Genomic DNA, 25,877 nt, shown 5'->3' on the forward strand with positions numbered 1-25,877 from the left:
CAAAACGCGCCGATGCTAATGGTGTACCTTGTCTGGCGCAGGAATGAACATGAAGAAAGAAAAAACTAATCCAGGCTTGGATAAGGACAGTCTTCCCCGTGTCGGCATGCTCGCCACCGTTCGCAACCGCCGTGGCGTTATCTCCGCCGTCGAACCTTTCAGTGACAGCAAAAGCTCAGCCCTTCTGCATTTGGTCACTATCGAGTTCAGTGATGCCGATGGTGATGCCGAAGAGTCGCTGTTGTGGGAGCGTGAACGTTCTCCGGTGGTGCTGGAACCCAATGCACTGCCCAGACTAGATCGCGAAGCGCCCATGCAGCAGGACGAGTTTCTGGCCCTGCAGCGCGCCGCTCGCTGGAGTGCGCTCACTCCCTTCTTGTCAGCCAGCAATCCGGCTGAGCGCTCCGACCCGGTACCGACTGCTCCCGTCTACGGTGCCGTGAGTGTTGATGATTTCCAGTTAGTGCCGCTGGCTAGGGCCATGCGTATGCCGCGTGTGTCGCTGTTACTGGCTGATGACGTGGGTTTGGGTAAAACCATTGAAGCCGGGTTGATCCTTGCCGAGCTGATTCGCAAGCGTCGCATTCGGCGCGTGCTGATCATTACCCCGGCATCGCTGCGCACCCAGTGGCAGCAGGAGATGGAAGAGAAGTTCTCTGTCGGCTTTGACATTGTCGACAAGGCTGCCACCCACAAGCTGCAAAAGGAAATGGGGCTGGACGCCAACCCCTGGCGGGCACTGCCGCGGATCATCACGTCCTACCACTATCTGCGTCAGCCGGATGTGCTGGAACAATTCATTGCCAACTGTGAATCGATCAAGCAGCGGGGCGGGGCACAGCTGCCCTGGGATTTGCTGATTGTCGATGAAGCGCACAACCTGATGCCGTCCAACTTTGGTGAAGACAGCGACCTGGCCAAGATGCTGCGGCTGCTGACGCCGTATTTCGAGCACCGACTGTTCCTCACAGCGACCCCGCATAACGGGCATACCCGGTGCTTCTCCGGGCTGTTGGAACAACTGGACCCGGTACGATTCACCCAAACCCCGGACTTCACCGACAAAGAACGTAAGATGATCGGCGATGTGCTGATCCGCCGACTAAAAAGTGAGATCAACGATCAGGACCGTCAGGCAGGCCGCGCGCCGCGATTTGCCAAGCGTTACCTTGAACCGCTGCCGCTGTATATGTTTAGGCCGGAGCAGGAGCTGGCGGTTGCCGTGCGTAAGTTCTGTACGCAGCTGAAAGGCATCATCCGTACAGCGCCGGAAGCGCGCATGGTGCTCAATTTTGCCATTGAGATTCTGCGCAAACGGTTGCTGTCGTGCCCGGTAGCCTTTGCCGACAGCTGGCTGCGCTTCAAGGAGGGCTTGGCCACGAAGGAGGCACTGCAGGCCGCCGAAGTCGCAGCAGCCCGCCGCGCCAGTGAGGAAGACATCGACGATGACCAGGAGCGCGAGAGCCGCAGCCGGCATGCCGCTCAGGTGGTCGGCGCCTGGATGCATCCCTATGTCGAGCTACTGCAGCCAGAAATTGAGGCGATTGATGCCGCACTCACGTCACTGGGGCTGGACAAGCAGCCTGTTATCAAAGCCAAGCCGAAATCGGATGCACGCTTCGAGCGTTTGCGTGAACTGATTGGCAAGGAACTGCGTAATGCCGAGCAGTGGAAAGGTGATGAGCGCCTGATCATCTTCACCGAGTACAAAACCACCCTCGATTACCTGGTCAGTCGCCTGAATGCCGAATACAGCGCCGAGCCCGGCAGCATTTGTCAGCTCTACGGTGGCATGCATGAGGATGAGCGCGAGGCCGTCAAGCGCGCCTTTAACGACCCGGATTCCCCGGTGCGTATTCTGGTGGCCACCGATGCAGCCTCCGAAGGTCTCAACCTACAGCACACTGCCCGCCTGCTGATGCACTACGAGATACCCTGGAACCCGTCGCGTCTTGAACAGCGTAATGGTCGTATCGACCGTCACGGCCAGTCACGCGACGTCACCATTTTCCACTTCACCAGCGAAGACGACAGCGACCTGCAGTTTGTTGCCCGCGTACTGGGCAAGGTCAACGATATCCGCGAGGATCTGGGATCGGTCGGTGAACTCTTTGATGCCGCCTTCCAGCGCCGCATGATGGAGATGAATGAAGACCAGGATGTGCTGGGTGATCTGGACCTGCAGATCAATAACCGACGCAGCGCCACGGAAGATGCCCAGGTGCACACCGAAGAGCGTGGCGAAGAGGAAAAGCAGCGTCTGCAACAACTGATGGACGATCTGGATTTAAGCCCCGACACCCTCAAGGCAACCCTGGCTATCGCCATGGGACTGGGTGCGACCCGCGAGGTACTGGAGGGGCCGGATGCGTTGGGTCGGATGCGGCTTCGCACGCCGCTACCCAGCCGCTGGCAGGCCGTGGTCGATGACAGTCTGCGGCTGCCCTCACAAAAGGGTGTCAGCGGCGCCATGCCTTGGCTGGTGTTCGATAACCGTTTTTTCATTCACAACGTTAATGGCCGGCCGGTATTTCGCCCCTCTCCCGACACGGTATTGCTGCATCTGGGGCATCCGTTGCTGCGCCAGTCGCTCAATGCCTTTGCGCGTCTGCGCTTCCCCGGTGGCCAGACTGACTTCCAGCCGCCCAGCCGCTGGTTGGTGAGTCGGGGAGAGGTCCCCGCCGGCGCCCAGGCGCTGGTGCTGTTCACGGTTGAGGAAATGGCCGTCAACGATCTGCGTGAAACCTTTCACCACTGGACGCGAACTTTGGCACTGCCGGTGCAAAACCGCTCACTGGGTCAGCCGTTACCCTACAACGGACCTCACTGTGGCCCACTTGGCAGCCAAAGCGCAGGTGATATGGCCGCTGCCCGTGATCTTTGGGATGACGTCGAAGACGACATCAGAAACTTGCTGGCCGGCTATCGCCGCGAGTTGACTCAGACCCTGCGCACCCAGCTGAAATCTGCCTATGACCAGGCCAAGAGCCATGAAAAAGAGGCCTTTGAGCAACGCATTCGTGAAGTGGCAGCCCTGCAGAAGGTGCAGAGCATCGACAAGCTGAAGCGGGAAATCGAGGAGCAGCGCAAGACCCACATTCAGTTCAGCCTGCTCGACGACGCCAACGCCCTGGCGGAAAAGCGCCTGCGCGATCTGGAGGATGAACTCAAACGTCGGCAGAACCAGTTTGGCGACCTGCAGGAGCGCCTGAGTCAAGAGAAAACCCGCATTCTTGAACAGGTGCTGCCACGCCGCTTTGCCCTGCGTGGCGAAGCCCAGGTATTCCCGGTCACCATTGAAATTCGCTTTCCGGAGGTGGGTGCATGAGTCTGCATGCAGAAGGATGGGCACAGCTGCGGCATGGCGGCCTGTTGATATCTCCGGCCAAACTGGATGAGTTCTTTCCAGATCCGGCCGCGGCCATGTCCGATTACCAGGCTGAAAAGCTCCGTCGCGCCCTCACGGCCTTTGATGGCAGCAGCGAGAGCCTGGGCAACCTGCTGGATTACATCCTGCAGGACCTTTCGGGTCTACCCGCCGAAGAGTGGCAAAAAGCCCAGGCTGTCGACAGCCGCTGGGCGGTACGCAGCTTCACTGGTGTTCAGATCAAACCCCGCCGCCTGTGGCTAGGGCCAAACGGGGAAACCCTGGCTCTGTTTACCCCCGACGATAGCGGTTCGCGGCAATTTGTCAGCCGCCTGGGTGTCGGGCGCTCAAAGCAGTTGCTTGGCCGGGTGGTGGAATGGCTGCGTCGTACCGGGCAGGCATTGGCGCTGGTTACCAATGGCCGGCAGTGGCGATTGGTACACGCCGGTGCCGATTACGAGGCCTGGTGTGAATGGGATATCGAACTGTGGTTCAGTGAGGGCCAGCCAGCAGCGCAAACCCTGATCTGGCGCACCCTGCTCAACCGCAGCACCTTGCTGGCAGAGCATGGGCAGAGCCTGCTGGCGCAGGCCATCAGCGCCTCACGCAAGGGCCAGGCGGAACTGTCCAATGTGCTGGGCGAGCGTGTTCGTCAGGGCGTCGAGGAGCTGATTACCGCCTCCCACGTCGCTATCGAGCAGGCCCAGCAGCAAGGGCAGGCTCACGACTACAAGGATCTGTACGTGGCTGGCTCGCGCATCATCATGCGCTGCATTATTACCCTGTTCGCCGAAGCCCGTGGGCTGATGCCGGTCGACAATCCCATCTATCAGCAGGCCTACAGCCTGGAAGGGCTGCGCCATCAGCTGGATCGGCGTGCCGGTGGCCGCGGCAACGAGCGCTTGAGTCAGGGCCGTAGTGCTTGGCCGCGCCTGATTGGCTTGTTCAATCTGATCCACGAAGGCTCGGCCCATGAACGCCTTAGCGTCCCGCAATACGGCGGCGCGCTGTTTGAGCCGGGCAACCCTGCCAGTGACGACGGCATTTCCCGCGCGCTAGCGCTACTGGAAAGCAGTCAGAACCTGGTCAGCGACCTGCAGGTACACAAGCTGCTGCGCCTGCTGACCCGTACCAAGATGAAAGTGCGGCAGGGCCGCAGCAGCCGCTGGGTGGATGCGCCGGTGGATTTCTCCACCCTGTCCTCCGAATACATCGGCATTCTCTATGAAGGCCTGCTTGATTTTGAACTCAAGCAAGCAGCCGACAATGACCCGGTTATTTTCCTGGCGGTCGGCAACCAGCCGGCACTGACCCTGTCGCAGCTGGAAGCCATGGACGACAAGGCGATCAAGCAACTGTTTGAGGCGTTAAAGAAAAAGGACAAAGCCGGTGACGACAGTGACGAGGGAGCGGATGAGGACGCGGATGAATCGGTAGAATCCGCAGACCTCGACGACAACGATGACGAGGCAGACGCCATCGAAGACGACTCAGAGGAAGACACCAACACCAGTGACGACAACGAAGAGCTGACCCTCAGCGAAGATCATCTGCTGCGCGCCAACACCTGGCTACAGCATGCCGCGCAGATTGCCGGGCTGGTGAAAAAGCCCCGTGGCCGCAAAGCCAATACCGCTGCCGACGAAGCCCAGCAGGCGCTGGAAAAGGCCGCCAAGCAGCTCTGCGCCCGCATTGTGGCGCCCGGCCAGTTTTTTCTGGTGCGCTGGGGTGGCACCCGCAAGGGCGCGGGCACCTTCTATACCCGTCCGCAACTGGCCGCACCCACCGTGCGCCGTACCCTGCAGCCGCTGGCCTATGACGCCGTGCAAACCGAGACCGACCCGCGCACCGGCCTGGACAGCGTGGTGGAGTGGGCTCCGAAAACCCCGGAACAGATACTGGCCCTGAAAGTGTGCGATCCGGCCATGGGCTCTGGCTCCTTCCTCGCTGGCGCCCTGCGCTACCTCACCGAAGCGCTCACCCAGTCGCTGTTCCATCACAAACTGATCGAGCGCAGCGAAGACGGCGGTGTGCCGCGCATGGCCGACGGCAAGCTGGCTGAACTGCTCAGCGACGAGATGACCAAGCTCAACCCCAAGGATGATGGTTTTGAAGAGGCCCTGCGCGCCCAGCTCAAGCGTCACATTGTGGAGCGATGCCTGTACGGTGTGGACCTTGATCCGCTGGCGGTGGAACTGGGGCGTATGGCGCTGTGGGTCGAAACCATGGATCGCGACCTGCCCTTTGGCTTCCTCGACCACAAGCTCAAGGTCGGTAACGCCCTGGTCGGTACCTGGTTTGATACCTACCGTGATTACCCGGCCATGGCCTGGCAGCGCGAGGGCGGTGACAAGGATTACCAGAAGAACAAGCCGGACAACCTAATCAACCACTGGTACGAGGACGCCAAAAGCAAGCGCAAGGGCGATGTCTTTACCGATGCGATCAAGGCGCGAGCCAAAGCCGTGCCTGAACAATTACAGGCGCTGCTCAGCGGTCAGCTGACACTGGAAGGCGGGCTGGACGCGGCCAATGTGCACGACGAGCTGCTCAAGGTGTTCCGCAAGCTGCATCGCCTGCCGGTGCACGAAAGTGAAAAACGCGCCGAGATGTACCAGCGCGAAGTACTCAACAACCCGCATTACCATGCTCTGAAAGCACGTATGGATCTGTGGTGTGCACTATGGTTCTGGCCGGGTGAGCAGATCGAGCTGGCGCCCTTGCCACGCGAGTTTGCCAACCCCACAGAGCAGGCACTGGCCATTGTCGCCGAGGTGGCGCGCCGCCAGCGCTTCTTCCACTGGGAGCTGGAATTTCCGGATGTGTTCACCGCCAGCCAGGACGGTTTTGATGCGCTGTTGGGCAACCCGCCATGGGAAATCCAGAAGCCCAACTCCAAAGAGTTCTTCTCCAACCACGATCCTCTTTATCGCGCCTATGGCAAGCAGGATGCCTTGGCTAAACAACTGGAGTATTTCCGCGACTGGCCACAACTTGAGCACGACTGGATTGCCTACAACGCCGGTCTTAAAGGCATGTCCAACTGGGCGAAGTACGTGGGCAAGCCCTTTGGTGATCGCGTTAGCGAAGACAAAAACGGTAAGAAGAAACATGACCTGAATCTGGGCAGTGGCCGCAACAGTTTCGAAGCCTCCGCAGCCGCACACAAAAAATGGCAGCAGCAGCGTAAAAAGAACAAGGGCTTTGCCGATACGGTGCACCCCTTCCTGTATCAGGGTTCGGCCGACCTCAATACTTACAAGCTGTTTCTGGAACTCAGCCACGCCTTGCTACGCACTCAGGGGCGGCTGGGCATGATCGTGCCCAGTGGCATCTACACCGACAAGGGCACCACCGACCTGCGTGAGCTGTTTCTGGCCCAGTGCGACTGGCAATGGCTGTTTGGCTTCGAGAACCGTGAAGGTATTTTTGATATTCACCGTTCTTTTAAATTCTGCCCGCTGATTGTGCAGAAGGGCGGGCAAACCCAGGCCATCCGCGCCGCCTTTATGCACCGCAACGTAGACGACTGGGAACAGGCCGAGCGCCATGTGCTGGCCTATCCCCGGGCGCGGGTGGAGGAGTTCTCGCCTTACTCCAAGGCCATTCTGGAAATCCGCAGCGAGCAGGATCTGCGCGTGCTGCAGAAGATCTACGCCAACGGCGTGCTACTGGGCGACCAGAGTGAAAACGGCTGGGGCATCAAGTACGCCCGCGAGTTCGATATGACGAACGACTCCAAGCTGTTCCCGCCGCGGCCCAAATGGGAGGAAAAGGGCTACCGCCCCGACGAATACGGCCACTGGCTAAAAGGCCCCTGGCGTGATTACGCCGGCCCGCAGCATATTCTGGAGCGCGAGCCAGGGCTGGTGCTGTCGCGGGATGGGCAGCAGGCGCTGCGGGTGGATGAGATTGAGGATGTGGCGTTGCCGCTCTATGAAGGGCGGATGATTGGGCAGTTTGATTTCAGTGAGAAGGGTTGGGTGAGCGGTAAGGCTAGATCGGCCGTTTGGCGCGATATTCCTGCTGCCGAGAAAACCATTGAACCGCAGTATCTAATGGCTCTTACTGACTACTACGAGGGAAGCAGGGGAGGTGTAAATCGCTTTAAGGTTTCGTTTATGGATGTGACTTCAGCAACCAACAAGCGAACAATGATTGCATCCGCTGTGGGAGCTTTCCCATGTAATCACAAAACTCCGACTCTGACAAAGATTGGTACATCACCCGCCGAAGTAATGTCGCTTGTTGGTGTTTTGAACTCTTTTGTATATGACTATTCATTGAGGCTAAGGCAAGGTGGCCAGTCACTGATTTGGGGTGCGCTGGAGGAAACGCCAGTAATAGAAAAGGGCCTAATCGCCTCCGAGGTAGGAAGGCTAGCTGCATCTCTTAATCTCGTTAGCCATCTTTTCGATGCTGACTATTGGGTGAACGTTGCAAGAAATGTTGCAAGAAATAATGCTTCGTTGCACAAATGTTGGGCACTTACGACTCACGAACAGATTAGGCTGAGATCGCTCATTGATGCGCTGACAGCTTTTGGCGCTGGTCTTTCATGGGATGACTACTTGGTAATACTTGCTGGTTCCGATTTGAGCCTTCAGTCACTCAGTGACACGAGCTTGAGCAGGTTGCTTGACCCCAAAGGCTTCTGGCGTATCGACAAGGACAAAGACCCGGAATTGCGCCATACCGTCCTGTCGCTGGTCGCCTTCCACGATCTGCAGCAAAAGGGCCTCGAAGCCTTCCTCGCCCAGAATGACGGCGAAGGCTGGATGATTCCCGAGCAGCTGCGCCTGGCCGACTATGGTCTGGGCCATGACCAGCGTGCCCAAGAATATCAGCCGGTGGCCTCACGCCTTGGCCCACGCTTCTACGATTGGCAACTCAATGAGGATGTGGAGCGTTCCTGGCAGGAATGCGCCGCCCATGCCGAGTTGATCCGGCGTATCGTGCCGCTGCCCGAGCCCGAACCCGCAGATGGCGCTCCCGATGCGCGCGCCACCAATAAAAACGAATCACCGCAGGGAGCACTGTTCTGATGCTGAACCCCATTACCTACACCGAAGAGGTCGTCAGCGATTTTCTGCGCTACCAGCTCAGCACCTATGCCTTTGCCGATGAGGGGCTGTATCGGCAGATGCGTGAGCTGCTCAACCTGGAGCACACTCGCAATACGCCGCTGCTGAAGGGGCCGTTTATCTCGCTGTCGCGCACCTTTATGAAAGGCGCCAGCCTGGAGCAACTGGTCAAGGAAGGCGTGCTGCATCCGCATATTCGCCAACTGTCACCTTATCCCGGCGCTTATCTGCACCAGGAAAAGGCCTTCCGCTCCATCAAAGCTGGTCGGACCACGCTGGTGGCGACCGGTACCGGTTCGGGCAAGACCGAGTCCTTCTTGTTGCCGATCATCAGTCGTTGCCTGCAGTTGCGTGATGAGGGCGCCGAAGCAGGGGTAACGGCTGTGATCGTTTACCCGATGAACGCCCTGGCCGAAGACCAGCTGCAGCGGATGCGCGAGCTGCTGGTCGGTACGGGTGTCACCTTCGGTATGTATGTGGGCAAAACACCTCGCACTGAGGCCGACATTAACGGTGTGCGCCTGGCTCCTGGCAGCACGGTGGCGGATTACCGCAGTAAGTTGCAGCAGATGCAGCAGCAGAAGATTGATGTCGCTTTGCATCCCGCTGAGGAGCGGGTGAGCCGTGAAGCTATGCGCACCAACGGCCAGCAGCCGCGTATTCTGCTGACCAACGTCAAACAGCTGGAACTGCTGCTGACCCGCCAGCAGGACCTGGAACTGTTCGATAACGCCCGTCTGGAGTTTATGGTATTCGACGAGGCGCACACCTTTACCGGCGCCGGTGGTGCCGAAACCGCCTGCCTGATCCGCCGACTGCGCGCCTATTGCGGCAAGGATGAAAACAGCACCACCTGCATCGCCACCTCGGCCACCATTGCCGATCCGCGTCGCGGCATCGAGGCTGGTCGCGAGTTTGCCAGCCGATTTTTTGGCATTGATGGCCAAAATGTCGAGCTGATTGGAGAGGCCTACGAAGAGGACATCTGGGGCGAGCCGCGCAGCGTGAGTGCGCCGTTCAATGGCGATCAGGCCATGCAGCTGAAAACCGTGCTGGAAATGCTTGGCACCCTGGACAAAGCCGAGGTTGATGCTGCTGACCTGCAAGCCTTTCGCATCTGGTTCCAGACCACCAGCGGCATGCGCATGGCTGGCGATAACTGGCGTGAAGCGCTGAACCAATGGCTCAGCCACAACGAGGTGGTCTACCAGATTGCCGAGGCCCTGCGCCGGCCGCGGGCCGTCGCCAGTCTGTTGGAAGATTTGAACGCAGCTCTGGGTCGCCCGATTACCGAAGAGGAAATTTTGATCTGGCTGGCGCTGGGCGCTGCGGCACGCAATGGCGACCGCCCTTTGCTGCGCCCGGTGGTGCACGGCTTTGTGCGCGGGGTTAGCGGTGCGGTGGTGACCTTCGAGGAAGGCCAAGGTCAGCCTGCCAAGTTGTGGCTGTCTGCCGAAGATGCCATCAGCGACGATGCAGGCCGTGACACAGAGTTGAAGCCTTTCCCGCTATCCAGCTGCACCACCTGCGGCCAGCATTATTTCGAGCACGGATTGGAAGACTTCAACTTCACCGGCAGCGAACCGGGTGGCGGCTCCGCTGAAGGCAAGAACCGCGCTTGGCGGGCAACCGACATTACCCTGGGTGGGGTGCGTGCGGTTTCGTTGGACCACCAGGTGGGTTCGGATGGGGAGGAGGAGCCTTCGCGCACCGAAGTGCTGTTTGTCTGCCGCTACTGCGGCACCACCCACGACCGGCAGTTGCCGGAGTGCGTCGGCTGCGGCCGTAACAAGGTGCTGAAGGCGCTGCATTTTGTGCAACAAAAAGAAGACCACATTGGTCGCCTGACCCGCTGTGTGTCCTGTGGCGCCCACGGCCGCCGGGTGACCGGCAGTTACCGTGAGCCGGCGCGTCCGGTGCGTGCCACCGGTGTGGCCGACGTGCATGTACTAGCGCAAAGCATGATTCACCGGGCCGAGCGCAAGCGTCTGCTGGTATTTGCAGACAATCGACAGGATGCGGCCTTTCAGGCCGGGTGGATGCAGGACCGTTCGCGCCGCTATCGTCTGCGGGAGTTGATCTACAAGAAACTGAGTGCCGGTGCGGTGTCGGTCAGTGATCTGGTGCTGTGGCTGGATCAGTACCTGGATGCCGACGACGAGTTGTCGCGCGCCTTGATTCCTGAAGTCTGGCGGGTGGAGAGCAAGTCGGAAACCAGTCTGGCGCACGCCGAGGAACGCAAATGGTTCCTGCGTGCCCAGGTGCTACGCGAGCTGACATTGGGTGCACGACAAAGCACCGGTTTGGAACCTCTGGGCCGACTGAAAATTCATTACCGAGGGCTGGATGAGACTCATCCGGTGATTCAGAAGTGGGCAGCAAGCCTGGGGTGCACGGCGCAGGACCTGCGTGAAGGCATTGCCTCGCTGCTGGATGCCGCCCGCTCCCGGCGTATGCTGTTCGATCCCATTACCCGTATGTTTTCCAAGTTCTGGCTGGATGGCGAGAAAGAGGTGTTGCGCGGTTATCTGCCTATCATGCGCGGTGTGCCTGAGGCGCTGGTATTCGAACGGGATGGCCAGCACGACAAGGGCCGCATCAAGCAATGGTTCAGCAACTACGACAGCTCAGCCAAGCAGGCGGCTGGCGCTTGGGGCGTGCCGCATGACCAAATCCAGGCGTTTTTGCACGACGTATGGCGCCTGTGTAGCGATGAGCTTGAGCTGCTCACCCAGGTCCAGCTTAAGGGTGCCCGTGGCAAGAACCTGCCGGGCTGTCACGGCTCCACCCAGGTGCACGTGGACAACCTGATGTTGGTGCCCTCCACCGGCATGTACCGCTGCCAGACCTGCCGTCGGCTGCATGCCCGGGTCAACCCGGGGATGACCTGTATGGCCTGGCGTTGTAACGGCAAGCTGGTGTTCGAGGAGGAAAACCCGGACAACTACGACTTGCTCTTGCTGGATCAAGAATTTTCCATGCTGCGCGCCCGCGAGCATTCGGCACAGATTCCCGGCCCTGAACGTGAGCGCATCGAGAATGCCTTCAAGGGTGAAAGTGAGCGCATCAATACGCTGGTGTGTACACCTACGCTGGAAATGGGCGTGAATATCGGTGCGCTGGATGCGGTGCTGATGCGCAACGTACCGCCATTGCCGGCCAACTACTGGCAGCGTGCCGGCCGGGCTGGGCGCCAGTTCCGCATGGCGCTGGATCTGACCTATGCCCGCACCACCAGCCATGACCGCGCCTACTTCAACGAGCCATTGAAAATGCTCGAAGGGTTGGTGGAGCCACCCAGCTTCAACCTGCGCAACCCGGTGATGGTCGCCAAACACGTTAATGCCACGGTGTTGACCACCCTGCTGCAGATGCTGCGCTCCAACAGCTTGCCAGACACGCAGGCAAGGAATCTGGAGCAGGCGCTGGGTACTTGTTTGCCAGGCCAGATCCGGCCTTATCTGTTTACTGCCGAAGGCATGGTGCGTGAGGCACCTTTGTCGGTTACGCCACTGGCTCAACAAATTGCTGCGCACCAATCCAGCCTGTTAAGTGCGGTATTGAAGGCCTTCCAGCAGGGTTGGCCTGTAGGCGATAGCGAAGTGGTCAGCCGTGAACAGCTAGAATCGGTCATTGGCGGCTTTGCCGATCAGTTGCAAGGAGTGATCGATCGCCTGTTCCAGCGCTTGCAGTGGGCGCTCGCGCAGCTGGAGCGGCTGCGTAAGGTCGCCGCAGGCAAAGGTGCGCTGGATGCGGACGAAGAGGCGCTGCGTGCCCGTTGCGAGCGTCTGGTGAAAAAACTCAAGGGTGAGGCGCGCCGCAACCGCAATCAGGCTGAAGGCATCGACGATACCAACACCTACGGCGTGCTGGCGGCTGAAGGCTTCCTGCCGGGTTACGGCCTAGATACCGGCGCGGTCACCCTGACCCATGTGGCACCCCGCCACAGCAGTGACATCAGCGATTGGGAGCTGCGGCGCAATACGGCGCTCGCTGTGCGCGAGTATGTACCCGGCAACTTGATCTATGCCAACGCTCACAAGTTTGTGCCGCGGCATTTTCATCTGATTCCTGAAGAACCGTTGACCTTTGCCGTGGATGTTGCCAGTGAATCTGTTCAGGAGACAGGCCCGACATCCAAGTCGGGCAGCGAAGCCAGCTCGATGTCGATAGCGCAGATTCCCGGCGTCGTCATCTGCGATGTGGACGCGCCGCACCATTCCTACATTTCCGATGATGAGGACTACCGCTTTCAGATGTCGGTGGCGGTGTTTGCCCAGGATCAGGGGCGGCATTCCGGCGGCAGTCTTTACGAGTGGGGTAAATCCCAGCTGCAACTCAAACACGGTATGCACATGCGTCTGGTCAATGTCGGCGCTGCCTCCCAGGTACGCTCTGGCACCTTGTTGGGCTATCCCTTATGTCTGGTCTGCGGCGCCAGCCGCTCGGCCATGAGCAGTCAGCAGGAACTCGACAAGTTTAACGAGCACCATGTCGAACGATGCGGGCGGCCGATTCAGAACATTGCTTTTTACGCTGAGGTGGTGGCTGATGCACTGGTGCTGCAGGACTGTGCCTCCCAGGAAACAGCCTACAGCGTCATGGAGTCGCTGCGACAGGGTGCGGCCGATGTGCTGGATATGGAAATTTCCGACCTGCAGGTACAGGTGATTGGCAAGCCGGGTAGTGAAACGGTCGATGCCTTGCTGTATGACCCTATGCCGGGAGGTTCTGGCCTACTGGAGCAGTTGCTGGCTCACTGGCCAGATGTGGTGGCCGCAGCCCGCCGACTGGCCGAAGAGTGCCCATCGGCCTGCGAGGCATCCTGTGTGGATTGTCTGCAGCATTTCCGTAACTCCTTCTATCACGACAAGCTGAACCGCCATACGGCACTGGAAACATTCAATGACTGGGGCGATACCCTGAGTTTCAGCCACGAGCTGGCGCCAGTTTTGCCGGATGAAACCCTGACCCAGCAACCGGGTAATCCCCCTGAACAGCAATTGGTGGCGCTGCTCAAAGCCGCCGGTATGCCGACATTCGAAACAGAGCGCCCGATAGCGCTTTCTGGGGGTATTACTACCCGCCCGGATGTGTATTTCCATGAACCCAACGACCAGTACGAAGGTGTCTGCATTTATCTGGATGGTATGAGTGAGCACTTGCATGGCAACGCCCAGACAGCCGCCAAGGACCGCCAGATCCGTCAGGAGCTGCTGAATACCGAGTATGAAGTCATCGAGATCCAGTATCAGGAACTGTATGACAAGACGGTGATGCGCGAGCATATGCGGCGGATTGCCCGAGCTGTGGTTGGCAGGGCGAAAGCCAAGGAGCTGGCTGACGATGATGCATGGTTTGATCAGGCCGGGAGGGGAGCTACTGTGCCTAATGCGGTAAAAAGCAATGTGCTGCCCTTCAGAACGGTCAGCCCCTCTGATTCTGCCTTCGAGCCCTACGCGAATTGCGTACCTCTGGTAGGGCTGCAGGCTGCCGCAGGCGCCTGGAGTCATGAGCAGGACAGCCTGGTGGCACTGGCTGACTATGCTGAGGAGTGGGTGAGCATTGATAACCACAAGCTGGAGCCGGGGATGTTCCTGGCTCAGGTCGTGGGGCGTTCCATGGAGCCACTGGTACCTGATGGTAGCTACTGCCTGTTCCGGCCAGTCCCCGCCGGCAGCCGGCAGGGGCGGAAGTTATTGGTTTGGCACGCAGGGGTAACCGATGCCGACACTGGGGGCGAGTACACGTTGAAGGTGTATAGCAGTGAAAAAGTTGCCCACGCTGACGGAGAATGGCAGCACGACCGCATTACGCTGAAACCCTTGAATTCTGTTTATCAGCCACTGTTCCTGGAGCCTAAAGATGAAGGGTCTGTTCGAGTGATTGCTGAGTTTGTAAAGGTGGTGGGATGAGTGTGGAGCACCGTGCAACCTGGTTCGTCGGGGCCAGTTACGGCGGTACTGATGACCAGATGCCGCGATTTCTTGCAGATGGAATTTGGGAGAATGGCTATGACGACAAACTCCTCGATGTAGTGCGTTCCATGCGCCCGGGAGAGCGGATCGCCATCAAGTCGTCTTATACGCGAAAACACGGTCTGCCTTTCGATAGCCGAGGTCGAGCGGTTTCGGTTATGGGCATCAAGGCGGTCGGCACCATCACTGAAAATCTGAACGACGGGAAGAGGGTGAAGGTGGACTGGGCCAAGGTCGAGCCGGTACGAGAATGGTACTTCTACACTCACCGAGGGACCGTCTGGCGTGTGCTTCCCGGCGAATGGATGAATGATGCGCTGATTGCATTTGCGTTTGACGGCCAGCCGCAGGATGTGGATCGCTTTCGCAACCAGCCCTTTTGGCGGGAGCGTTACGGCACGACGTTGCCAGAAAAGCAGCGCTTCGAGTGGACGGACTTCTACGAGGCAGTGGCCGAAAAGCTGCTGGCCCACGCAGACGATCGAACTTCGCTCATCGAGGGCATCCACGAGATCGCGTCCCGGGTGCCGGGGCTGACCTATCTCCAGGATAAGTTTCCCGATGGAACCAGTGGTTCGCTGAGGGACATTTGCCCATTCACCACGATGGGCACCTTTAACCGATCCATGACCGATGCCAACCGCAAGATCATCGCGGGTGAACTTGCCAAGTTGCTGGGTGTGACGGTGCCGGTCCCGCCTTCATTCGAAGGCATTCCCGTTCTTAACAACCAACGTTCCTGGTTTTTTGCCTATGCCGACAAGCGTGGTGCGGGCGACATCGACGCGCTATGGAAGGTATTCGTTGCCGCGAGCAAGATGGTCGATGGCGACCAGTTGGACACTCGCGATGCCTTCATCCGGGCTTATGACGAGGCAACCCAAGTATGGGGTGTCGCATGGAACCTTTCGACAGGTCTCTACTGGGCGCATCCGTGGGAATTCCTGACCCTGGATAGCCAGTCGCGCCACTACATCAACAAGCGGCTCGGCCTGAATGTCGCCATCAGTGGTCAGCAAGGCCCATGTGATGGTCAGGCCTATTTGAAGCTGCTGGACGATTTGCGTTCGCGCTTCGGCGAAGACGGCTATCCGGTCCACAGTTTCCCTGACTTGTCGCTTGCGTCCTGGATGTACAAAGACACGGTTGACGAGCCTGTGCCGGCTGGCGATATCGGTACCAATGCCGGAGCAGAACAGGAAACTGAAGGTGAAGTTCGCGAAGCCTTTCAGGTGGCAGCGCCAATCGTTCCCTACTCGGTGGAGGACATCCTCAAGGACGGCTGTTTCCTGGAGCGGGCCGAGATTGACCGCTTGCTCGATCGTCTGCGCACAAAAAAGAACCTCATCCTTCAGGGGCCTCCGGGCACGGGCAAGACCTGGCTAGCCAAACGGCTCGCGTTCGCGCTCATGGGCCAGAAGGACGACAGCAAGGTCCGCGCAGTGCAGTTCCACCCCAACCTGTCCTACGAGGACTTTGTTCGAGGATGGCGCCCCACTGGCGAAGGCAAGTTGTCGCTGGCGGACGGCGTCTTCATGGAAGCCATTAAGGCCGCATCAAAGGACCCTTCGTCGAAGTTTGTCGTGGTGATCGAGGAGATCAACCGTGGAAACCCAGCGCAGATCTTCGGCGAGTTGCTGACGCTGCTTGAGGCCGGCAAGCGGACGCCCAACGAAGCGCTGGAACTCTGTTATCCGGATGCGGACGGCAAACGACGTCCCGTCCATATTCCCGAGAATCTCTATGTGGTCGGCACCATGAATATCGCCGACCGATCGCTTGCACTGGTCGATCTGGCATTGCGTCGCCGCTTTGCTTTCGTTGGGCTGGAGCCAAGACTGGGCCAGGTTTGGCGGGAGTGGGTGGTCAAGGAGTGTGCTGTCGATCCGGGCTTAGTCGCGGACATCGAGCGCCGTATCACCGAGCTGAACGACCAGATCGCGGCGGATGCGCGCCTTGGCAAGCAATTCCGAATTGGTCACAGCTATGTGACACCTGCACATCGACTGGAGGCGGGAGACACGAAGAAGTGGTTCCAGCAGGTCGTGGAGACGGAGGTCGGCCCGTTGCTGGATGAGTACTGGTTCGATGCGCCCGACGAAGCACAAAAGGCGATTGCACGGCTGACGCAGGGCTGGTGATGACCGCCGTCGCAGAACAGGTGGAAAGTGCATCCATGAGCGCTGAGGGGTTCATCGGACGCATTCCGGTGCGCAACCTCTGGCTGCTGATGCTCTACGCCTCTGACCTGTTCCGCACTCGCGGCATCGGCAAGATCGGCTTGGAAGACAGCCCGGACGATCTACCGGATCTAGTTGCGGAGATCCTTGCCCACGCGGTTGAGGTGCGGCAGCGTCGCCGCTTGAGTCTTGGATATCGACCTCGTGACGCAGTCATCAATCGCGTGCGTGGCCGGATCGACGTCTTGACCACCGAACGCCATCAGTTGATGGATAGAGGCCTGGTGGCGTGCCGGTTTGACGAACTCACCATCGACACCCCACGCAATCGTTTCGTCCGAGCAGCTTTGGAATCCATCTCCAGAATCGTTCAGAGGAAGGACGTTGCTCATCGGTGCCGCGCACTTGCGGGTGGCATGAAGGCAATGGGTGTATCAGGCGACGCTCCGACCCGTGCCCAAATGAGCACCGATCGTTTTGGCCGTAACGATGCGGACGACCGCTTCATGGTTGCGGCCGCAAAGCTGGCGTTCGATCTGGCGCTGCCTACGGAGGCGTCTGGTGCGAATGTGCTTTCTCTGCCAGACCGCGAGGCAACTTGGGTGCGCCGTTTATTCGAGCGAGCTGTCGGCGGCTTCTACGAAGTCGTATTGAGCCCGCAGGGCTGGCGTGTGCGTTGCGGCGGGACACTGTCCTGGCAGATCGAGCAGAAGACGGCGGGAATCGACAAGATTCTGCCGACGATGCGAACGGATATCGTGCTCGAAAACCCGTCGACCGGGCGGCGGATTGTCATCGATACCAAGTTCACCTCGATCGTGACGAGCGGTTGGTACCGTGAGGAAACCCTGCGCAGCGGATACGTGTACCAGATCTATGCCTATCTGCGCTCCCAGGTTGGGTGCGGCGATGCGCTTGCAGATCGCGCGAGCGGATTAATGTTGCATCCTGCGATCGGCCAGATGGTGGACGAGACAGTGCTGATCCAGGGGCACGCCATTCGGTTCGCCACTGTGGATTTGACGGCAACTCCTGCGCTCATTCGAGCGCAGCTGCTGCGACTCTGCGCGCCAGACCGCGCGATGCAGATCATGGATTTTCCCTTCGAGAAAACTCGTACGGGCTAACCGCCTTTTCCCTGTTCGCATCCAGAAAATCCGCCCACCACTGCATCATCAGCCGCCTTTCCTCCAAGTGCTCGGCCTTATGAATATACGCAGCCCGGACGGAGTTCCGTTCCTGGTGGCTCATTTGCCGTTCAACTGCGTCTCTCGACCACAAGCCCGATTCGATCAGAGCGCTACATGCCACGGTTCGAAAACCATAGCCGCACACCTCAGACTTGGTGTCATAGACCATGGTCCGAAGCGCCTTGTTGATGGTGTTCTCACTCATGGCTGTTTGGGAATTATTGTCGCTCGTAAAAATCAGTTCTTTATCACCCGACCAATTATAAATGCGTCTCATTAATATTATTGCTTTTATACCCGACGGGGCGGCAGGGGACATGCACTTCTTGGCGTACATAAGCCTCACATCAACGGCGCCAGTTTTCTGGCCAGTAGTTCCAACACCTCCCTTCGTTCATTGAAGTAGTCGTGACGGTTGTAGATACCCTCCACGCCCTTCAGTGTGTGGTTAAGGCATCGCTCGGCCACATGGCCAGGCACCCCTAATGAGGCCAACAGGCTGCGGCACGTGCGTCGCAGGTCATGGACGGTGAAGTGTTCAAGATCACCCATCTTGTTCTCAGGCTGTACTGCTCTTCCTGGCTCTCTCCCAAACAGTTTGGATATCGCCCGATTTAAAGTGTCCGAGCCCATGTGGGGCATTTTGCTTGCTCGTCTGTTAGGGAAGACATAAGCGGAACCAAAAGCGCGCACCTTGAGTTCGTTCAGCCATTGGATAGCCAGGTCTGGCAGGGGGATGTCAATGGCTACACGGGATTTGCTGCGCTCCTGAGGCAGATACCAAACCTTTTCCTCCAGATCGAACTCGCTCCACCTTGCTTCAGTTAGCTCGGCTTTTCTGACTCCGAGCAAGACCAAGAGCGCACAGGCCAAGTAGTTGTCCCGGGTGAAGCTATCTGATTCTTCCCGGAATATCTTGAAGATGAAGGCCAGCTCTTCGGTGGTGAGCGCTCTGTCTCTGCTTTTTTCTATGCCGCCCGCATCGTCTACGGCGAAGGCGCTGGCCGGGTTGCTGGCAATCAAATCCAGCTTGACGGCATGGTTAAACAGTTGCTTGCAGTACATCAACGCATCGTTGGCGGTGCTCGGTCTATTGCTTTCCGCTATGTTTCTCAAGACCTGCCTGATGTCGCGGCCCGTGACAGTATCTGGCTTCATTTGCCCAATGACAGGTGAAATTTCTTTGGTGTAGACCCGAAAGGGGATGTGGTGGTGCTTCAGACGCTTGACGTTGCCTTCGTGCCAGTCGTTGAACAGGTCATCAACACATTTGATGTCGCTATAGCTGGCTCTTTTCTTTTCAACAAGAGGGTCCAGACCCTCACGAAGCTGCTTCATCTGTAAAGCAGCGGCTAGCCGTGCATCAGCAAGAGACAGGTCATCCACGTTACCCAGCGTCATTTGCTTGCGCTTAGCGTTGGTCGTGAAGCGCAGCGCCCAATAGGAGCGTCCCCGGGCTGGTACTACAAGGTATAGGCCGTTGCCATCAGCAAAATGTCCGGGTGGTCCTTTGAGCTTTGCACTAACTGACTTGCTTGTAAGTACTGCCATAACGTCTTCCTCTAAATGTACTCACCACTGGCCGCAGAGAATTTCTGCTTATTGAGCATTGTACTCACCATTGTACTCACCACTTGGTGCTTGATTCTGGTGAGTGCAGGTAGACCTTGGTTGACTAGGAAATACGTTATCTAATTGATTTTTATAATAAAAATTGAGATTGGTTGACCCGGGTTTCCATCACTCAATGTTCTGCGCCTGTGCCTGGAAACGCTCAAAACACCATTCCTGATTGAAACGGTTGAAGGTCTGCAGGCTGAAGATAAGATCATCATCTTTTGCGAGTACATGAGCACAGTCAACGCCATGCATGACGCCTTCACGGCGGCCGGCATTAAGGCCGTGCGTCTGGTTGGGGCTGACTCTGCGACCAAGCGGCAGAAGGCAATCGATATGTTCCAGGATGACCCCGAGGTCAGGGTGTTCATCGGCACCACGATGGCAGCGGGTGTTGGGATTACTCTGACTGCTGCTAACTACGTGGCCTTTGCTTCTATGCCCTGGACCCCGGCGCTTATGCGCCAAGCCGAGGATAGGGCGTATCGAATGGGCCAGCAGCGGGATGTGATGGTTATCGTCCCGCTTATACCCGACACGATTGATGAGGCTGTGTGGAAGATTCTGGAGGGCAAGCGTGAGACAGAAATTGATGTTGTAGAAGCTGTAACGACGCTGCAAACGAGTGATGCCGCAGTGATCATGCTTATTGAATCGCTCCGATAATCAAGGAGGGCAAATGGTTCAAGTCGGGTGATAGCCGACGGATCTGAAAGCAACTCCTGCAAAGCAGCTATCGGGCTTTTCACATCGTACTTCCAATTTGGGGCGGTTCCGGCTACTAGGATTTGGCTGCAATCGGCCACAAATCGACGTTTAAGTGTGGCTACGGTGAACGTCCAGGCGTCGACCCACTATCTAACCAGTCACTCGATTATCGAAGGGAAATGCTCCTTGGCCGGTAAGGCATTGCCTTAGGCAAAGGGAGCCTTGTAGACTGCAGCAACATTCAGTGTCGAACAGCCTGAGGGGCGCTATAGGAGGACTGGGCCGGTGATTAATCAGATAGACATAGCAAGCTTTGGTAGCTTCCAAGGTCTGGAGTGGAAACAGACCGTTCGGGACAGCGGCAAAAACGTCAAGTTCTTCCAGCGTCTGAACATCCTCTACGGACGCAACTACTCTGGCAAGACGACTCTCTCTCGTGTTTTTCGTGCTCTGGAAACGCGCAAACTACCCTTGAACTATATTGACTCATCCTTCATCGTGACTGGTGAGCAAGGTGCCGTCACCGATGCGGAACTGCTGACCCACAACTATGACGTGCGGGTCTACAACCGCGACTTCGTGACCGACAACCTGAGCTTCCTGGTCAGTCAGGAGATCGGAGGCGTTATTAAGACCTTCGCCATCGTCGGTGAGCAGAACAAAGAGATTGACGACGCCATTGCTGCTCTCGAGGCCAAGCTTGGTAGTGTGGAGGGCAAGGCTGGACTGCGCTTTGATCTGGAGGCCAAGAAGAGAGAGCGCGATCGCACCAAGACGGCCCACAGCACGGCTTTGAAGGGCTTGGAACAGAAGCTGCGCTCACATGCTGCTGAGAAAATCAAGAAGAACCCCCTGTACCGCGTGCCCGTCTACACCATCGACCACATCAAACGCGACATTGCTTCCACCAGTAAGCCCGGCTTCATCGCACTGACCCCTGAGGAGCAAGCAAGCAAACTCATCTTGCTCAAGCAGGAAGCCTTACCTGACATTCAAGGCACTCTGGCCATCACCCTCAAGCTGGAGTCGCTGAGGGCCACTGCTGAACCTCTTCTGTCCAAGATGATAACGCCTACCAAAGCGATTGAAGAACTGCTCAAGGACAGCGCTTTGCAGCTATGGGTCAAACAAGGTATCGGATACCACCGGGACAAACGGGATACCTGTGCTTTCTGCCAACAAGACTTGCCGCACGACATTTGGCAAGTGCTGGACGAGCACTTCAGCAAAGAGTCGGGCGACTTAGAAACTGCCTTGGATGCTGCTATAGCGTCGGTTATGGACGAGATAAAATCCATTGCTGGGCTCATTACCTTCACAGGTGCTCAGTTTTATGCGGATGAGCGTACTACGTTTGAAGCGAGCAGCAAGGCACTGTCGGAAGCGCTTGATGTCTACAAAAAAGATTTGGAATTCCTGAAGAAGTCGCTTGAGGCTCGAAAAAACAATCTGTTCCAGCTCGTGCTTCTGAAGCCCCCTTCGCACGACGCCAAAGAGATCGAGAAGCATGTTCAGGACATTAATGCGCTGATCGTCACGAGCAACGGCAAGACAAGGACCCTGGAAAAAGACAAGACTGCTGCCAGAGATGCGCTTCGCTTGACCGACGTGTTCGCGTTTATTGATGCGATCACCTATAGCAAGGAGATTGCCCGCATAGCTACCCTCAAGACCAGCGCCGACACGGCAGGCATGGCCTATACGGACGCGGAAAAAGAGATCCGTGACGCGGAAGCAGAAGTCCAAAATTTCCGAGCCAAGCAAAAGGATGAGCGGAAGGGGGCCGAGCGAGTCAACTCTCTGCTCAACAACTTCTTCGGCCATGATGGTATCAAGCTTGAGGCCCGCGACGGCGCAGACAACGCCACTGTCAAGTTTGAAATCACGCGAAACGGCAAAGCCGCGTACAACCTCAGCGAAGGCGAGTGCAGCCTGATTGCCTTCTGCTATTTCATTGCCAAGCTAGAAGAACCTGAGAGCAAAGGCAAAGAACTGATCATCTACATTGATGATCCAATTTCTAGCCTAGACGGGAACCATATCTTCTTCATGTTCAGTTTAATTGAGAGTTTGATTGCCAAGCCGATCAAGAATGCTGACGGCTCAAACGCCTACCGCTACAAGCAGCTTTTTATCTCCACTCATAATCTGGACTTCCTGAAGTACCTCAAGCGCCTGTCCATTCCGAAGAAGAAAATCCCTGCTGGTGACGGCAGGACGAAAAGTGTCGATGACCACGAGCATTTCATGATCGAGCGCAACGGCGCTTCAAGCAACATCTTACTCATGCCGTCTTATCTCAAAGACTACATAACTGAGTTTCACTACCTCTTTCATCAAATCTACAAATGCAAAGATCAAGCTGCCGCAGCAGATAGCCATGAACCATTTTTCGGCTTTGGCAACAACCTGCGGAAATTTCTCGAAGCCTTTCTGTTCTTCAAGTACCCCTATCATGATGATAAAAACGACGCCTTTGAACGGATTAAGAAATTCTTTGGGGAAGAGGAAGATGCAGCAGTTGCACTGGTTAATCGGCTTAATAACGAGTTTTCCCACCTGGAGGCAGTCCCAGATAGAGGTTTTAAGCCCGTGGAGATTCCCGAGATCGCCAAGGTAGCTAACTATGTCTTGGATAAGATTTACACTGCCGACAAGGTGCAATACAACGCTCTGTTGAAGAGCATTGGCGAGCCTGAGCGAGTAGGCTAAAGGATCGCTCCCAATATCTGATTGCCTGAGCGAGCGCCAAATAAATCATTCCATGCCGCATGGCCGTAACGGGTCTAAAGCTGACTTAGTTACCGGGGTTTTGCGGCGTTATATGCCTAGATTTTTTGAACAGGTCTTCCCTTGGGGGCCTATGATTTACGCCGGCTCTAGGAGAATTCAGTCTTCAGAATATCCCGCACGGTCCTGTTTATCCCGCAGGCCTTGCGATCTAAATTATCTTATGAATCGGATGACCGCTATGGGCGAAGCTAAGAGGAAGAAAATGTCTGGAGAGAGCGATTATTGGTATCACGGAACTGAAGAGTATTTCTTGGAGTGGGCTACGCCGCCCACAACTCCCAAGTACAAGCCCGAACTGCATCTGCATCCATTCATTTCATTAACGAAGGACGTGAAACTGGCTCGAGGCGCTGGCGAAATTTGCGGAGGCCTATGCAGAGCTAAGCTCGTAGACTCGGCAAAGGTGCTCGATCTTCGTCAGAAATCTGATGTTACTAAAGAGCACTGGACGCGTCTCATTAAGAAAGATATTGCGAGACACCATGCCCTCGTGCAGAGCTTTGGCACCTGGATTGACGCATGTTCTACGGGAGAAATTCTTCGCCTGCATACAAAAAATCAGGAGCTAGGAAGTCGCCTTGGCCATCTCCAAAAAATAGCGAATGATGGTTCCACTTCCATAAAAGAAAGAGCGCATGCGCACCAGGAGGTGCAGAACTTTACGCGCCTATGGATCAACGAGGTCATAACACCAGCGAAGGAGCTCGGTTACCATGCAGTTATTTGCGCAGAAGTCGATCGCTATCGTGCTGGTGGCGCGAAGGGTTGCCTAAACCTCTATGTGTTCGCTCCTGCGGCTATTACTCCTCCAGATTGGGTGTCCGTTCCAGACGAAGCATTGATGTTGCCTTATCTAGAAAAGTTGAAGGCATTAGGTCTTGGCTAAATTGATGCATAACCTGTCAGTCGGGTGGACCTGCGCGAAAAGCCCGCAGGCCGCTCACTTCTAATTTGAGAGACCGCTTTCACCAGTCACCACCGACTGCTTCTGGCCGATTACAGCCAAAACCCATTGGTCGAGCACGACCTGTAGCAGCCCTTCGCGGAGAGCTGCAATCCGCTAAATCCTGCCTATGACGGTGAGCTGCTTCAGGTAATTAACCGCCCACAAGCGCCGGCAGGATTCGTCACTTAGTCGATTAAAATTCCCTGTTAGTGTATATGAATCGCAGTCTGTGATGTCTGCTGCTGCTTACTGTGATATCGTTTTGCTGTCTAACTCGGGATAACCTAAAATGATAATTGACGATATCGTTGCAAAGATAGAAGAAGGGGGGATGAGCAGTTATCATTCTTTTGAAGTTTTCATTCTGAATTTACTTAAACATCACCTGCAGCTTCAAAATAAATCCCTAACAATTTTGGATGGGGAGAATTATATTGGCGATGCTGTAGCCCCCGATGGAATGGATGAATTTGAAGGGCCAGTAATTTTCGAAATTAAATTCAACTTAGAAAGGGGCATGAAAAATATTAAAGACGCCCTATTGTCTTATTTTTTTACCCATGAAAAAGTAAATTACTCTAAATCTAGACCAAAAAATTTAATATTTATAAGCGCAAAACCTTTATCTAAAAAATTCAGATCTACAATGCCAATTTCCATGGGGTCTGGTGCTAATGATTATTTAAAAATAACGTATTGGGGCCCTGAGGATGTTAATAGAATCGTAAGCCAGCACAGAGCAAAAACATCTGAAATCGTCAATAATCTATTTTCACTTCGCATCGAGGCTGCGGTAACTAAAGCACCGTCAAATTGGAGCGCTGAGCGAGAGGAAATTGTAGCGAAACTGAAGGAGAGCTATGATCGAGGGCAATTTACCCTATTTCTTGGTGCTGGTGTTTCCAGCAGTGCGGGGATGCCTAACTGGGACAACCTTTTAAACTCGCTCTTCGTAGCATATCTGTCTCGCGAGTTCGACAATGTCAAAGCAATTGATAGTTCTGATATAAGTGAGTTGGTTGGTCGCTTAAATAAAGTTTCAGAGTCTTCTGCACTAATGGGAGCAAGATATCTAAGAAAAGGTTTAGTCGGAAACTCTGCTGAAGCGAACACTTTCGTAAATGCGATAACTAAAAGCCTATATGAACTGCGAAACAAAGATTTCGACATAGACTCTCGACTACTTCGCGCAATTGCAGCAACCTGTATGCCTCAGCGAACTGGTGCCCGGGTTCGTTCCGTTGTTAACTATAACTTTGATGATTTATTAGAAAAACAGCTTTCCAAGACTGGTATTGCGTATCGTAGCGTTTACACCGAAACGGAGGTTTACGACCCGGACGAACTGCCTGTGTATCATGTGTATGGGTTTCTTCCCGAGGATCGATCAAAATACGGTGCGCTAGCGAATTCTACTCTTGTTTTTTCAGAAGAAGGGTATCACCATATATATACAAATGCTTATCACTGGTCAAATCTTGTACAGCTTAATTGCTTAAGAGAAAACAATTGCCTAATGATTGGCTTGTCGATGACCGATCCAAACCTCAGGCGACTTATGGATATATCGGCGCGTAGTCTTGAGCAGAACAAGCATTTTGCATTTATGAAGCGACTCTCTATCGATGAATTTTGTTATGACACAACAGAGTCAGGCCAAAAATCCGCAATACGAAATATAGCTGGCGCAGAAAAATTTTTAGAAACGCACCACGCACTTAATGAAGCCTTAATGAGAGAACTCGGCGTCACAGTTATCTGGTACGAAGGCTATGACGAGATTCCTGAGATCTTGGAGAAACTTACAAAATGATGATTGTTTATACTGCATAAAAAGGAAGATCTATTTAAAAAATTAGCGTATGAAATTTTAATAAATTATCGGTTTTGTTAAAAGCGAACAATGTTGTCTTCTAATCGGAGCGTACCTGAATCGCCTCTATGTTTCAAAGAGTTTAACGACCGCTTGGATTGGAAGAAAACCCCCAGTCCAACTGCTGTTGAGCCAGAGCAA

General features: G+C 56.0%; 11 protein-coding genes. 9 read left to right on the top strand and 2 right to left on the bottom strand.

From position 1 onward, the window contains the following. Positions 1-49: 49 nt before the first annotated feature. Genes drmD through mcrC form a run of 5 tightly spaced genes read left to right on the top strand, consistent with a single transcriptional unit; the run spans position 50 to position 17,736 of the window. Positions 50-3,328: a DISARM system SNF2-like helicase DrmD gene (gene drmD / locus D0C27_RS02870; protein WP_205717083.1), complete on the top strand. Its 3,279-nt coding sequence runs from the start codon at positions 50-52 to the stop codon at positions 3,326-3,328. Further along, positions 3,325-8,412, top strand: coding sequence for an Eco57I restriction-modification methylase domain-containing protein (locus D0C27_RS02875; protein WP_170978535.1), 5,088 nt, complete (start codon positions 3,325-3,327; stop codon positions 8,410-8,412). Before drmD ends, D0C27_RS02875 begins: the two co-directional genes overlap by 4 nt. Then, on the top strand, positions 8,412-14,366 hold the full coding sequence (locus D0C27_RS02880) for a DEAD/DEAH box helicase (protein ID WP_137430362.1): 5,955 nt from the start codon (positions 8,412-8,414) through the stop codon (positions 14,364-14,366). Before D0C27_RS02875 ends, D0C27_RS02880 begins: the two co-directional genes overlap by 1 nt. After that, the gene (locus D0C27_RS02885; RefSeq protein ID WP_137430363.1) at positions 14,363-16,570 is read left to right on the top strand and encodes an McrB family protein; all 2,208 of its coding nucleotides are present in this window, start codon (positions 14,363-14,365) and stop codon (positions 16,568-16,570) included. Before D0C27_RS02880 ends, D0C27_RS02885 begins: the two co-directional genes overlap by 4 nt. Beyond that, a complete protein-coding gene (gene mcrC, locus D0C27_RS02890; protein WP_137430364.1) occupies positions 16,570-17,736 on the top strand; it encodes a 5-methylcytosine-specific restriction endonuclease system specificity protein McrC in 1,167 nt (388 codons plus the stop codon). Before D0C27_RS02885 ends, mcrC begins: the two co-directional genes overlap by 1 nt. Here the strand turns inward: mcrC and D0C27_RS19460 are convergent. Together D0C27_RS19460 and D0C27_RS02900 are read right to left on the bottom strand one after the other, a co-directional pair. Then, positions 17,699-18,076, bottom strand: coding sequence for a tyrosine-type recombinase/integrase (locus D0C27_RS19460; protein ID WP_240688296.1), 378 nt, complete (start codon positions 18,074-18,076; stop codon positions 17,699-17,701). The two genes, mcrC and D0C27_RS19460, sit on opposite strands and share 38 nt — an antisense overlap. A gap of 65 nt (positions 18,077-18,141) precedes the next feature. Beyond that, positions 18,142-19,350: a tyrosine-type recombinase/integrase gene (locus tag D0C27_RS02900; protein ID WP_137430365.1), complete on the bottom strand. Its 1,209-nt coding sequence runs from the start codon at positions 19,348-19,350 to the stop codon at positions 18,142-18,144. A gap of 258 nt (positions 19,351-19,608) precedes the next feature. Here D0C27_RS02900 and D0C27_RS02905 point away from each other — a divergent pair, with 258 nt between their 5' ends. The 4 genes from D0C27_RS02905 (at position 19,609) to D0C27_RS02920 (ending at position 25,676) form a co-directional block, all read left to right on the top strand. Continuing rightward, positions 19,609-20,082 carry a C-terminal helicase domain-containing protein gene (locus D0C27_RS02905; protein ID WP_346763500.1) on the top strand — a complete coding sequence of 158 codons (474 nt, stop codon included), beginning with the start codon at positions 19,609-19,611 and terminating at the stop codon, positions 20,080-20,082. A gap of 327 nt (positions 20,083-20,409) precedes the next feature. Continuing rightward, the gene (locus D0C27_RS02910; protein ID WP_137430366.1) at positions 20,410-22,836 is read left to right on the top strand and encodes an AAA family ATPase; all 2,427 of its coding nucleotides are present in this window, start codon (positions 20,410-20,412) and stop codon (positions 22,834-22,836) included. A gap of 259 nt (positions 22,837-23,095) precedes the next feature. Then, positions 23,096-23,803, top strand: coding sequence for a hypothetical protein (locus tag D0C27_RS02915; protein WP_137430367.1), 708 nt, complete (start codon positions 23,096-23,098; stop codon positions 23,801-23,803). A 349-nt stretch (positions 23,804-24,152) separates the two neighbouring features. Further along, a complete protein-coding gene (locus D0C27_RS02920; RefSeq protein ID WP_137430368.1) occupies positions 24,153-25,676 on the top strand; it encodes an SIR2 family protein in 1,524 nt (507 codons plus the stop codon). Positions 25,677-25,877: the final 201 nt, after the last annotated feature.

Source organism: Alcaligenes faecalis, from assembly GCF_005311025.1.
In the GTDB taxonomy this organism is placed as follows: domain Bacteria; phylum Pseudomonadota; class Gammaproteobacteria; order Burkholderiales; family Burkholderiaceae_B; genus Alcaligenes; species Alcaligenes phenolicus.

Coding starts and splice junctions, on each gene's coding strand:
- D0C27_RS02885 (WP_137430363.1), top strand. CDS start 14,363: ATGAGTGTGGAGCACCGTGCAACCTGGTTCGTCGGGGCCAGTTACGGC.
- drmD (WP_205717083.1), top strand. CDS start 50: ATGAAGAAAGAAAAAACTAATCCAGGCTTGGATAAGGACAGTCTTCCC.
- D0C27_RS02880 (WP_137430362.1), top strand. CDS start 8,412: ATGCTGAACCCCATTACCTACACCGAAGAGGTCGTCAGCGATTTTCTG.
- D0C27_RS19460 (WP_240688296.1), bottom strand. CDS start 18,076: ATGAGACGCATTTATAATTGGTCGGGTGATAAAGAACTGATTTTTACG.
- mcrC (WP_137430364.1), top strand. CDS start 16,570: ATGACCGCCGTCGCAGAACAGGTGGAAAGTGCATCCATGAGCGCTGAG.
- D0C27_RS02920 (WP_137430368.1), top strand. CDS start 24,153: ATGATAATTGACGATATCGTTGCAAAGATAGAAGAAGGGGGGATGAGC.
- D0C27_RS02875 (WP_170978535.1), top strand. CDS start 3,325: ATGAGTCTGCATGCAGAAGGATGGGCACAGCTGCGGCATGGCGGCCTG.
- D0C27_RS02900 (WP_137430365.1), bottom strand. CDS start 19,350: ATGGCAGTACTTACAAGCAAGTCAGTTAGTGCAAAGCTCAAAGGACCA.
- D0C27_RS02915 (WP_137430367.1), top strand. CDS start 23,096: ATGGGCGAAGCTAAGAGGAAGAAAATGTCTGGAGAGAGCGATTATTGG.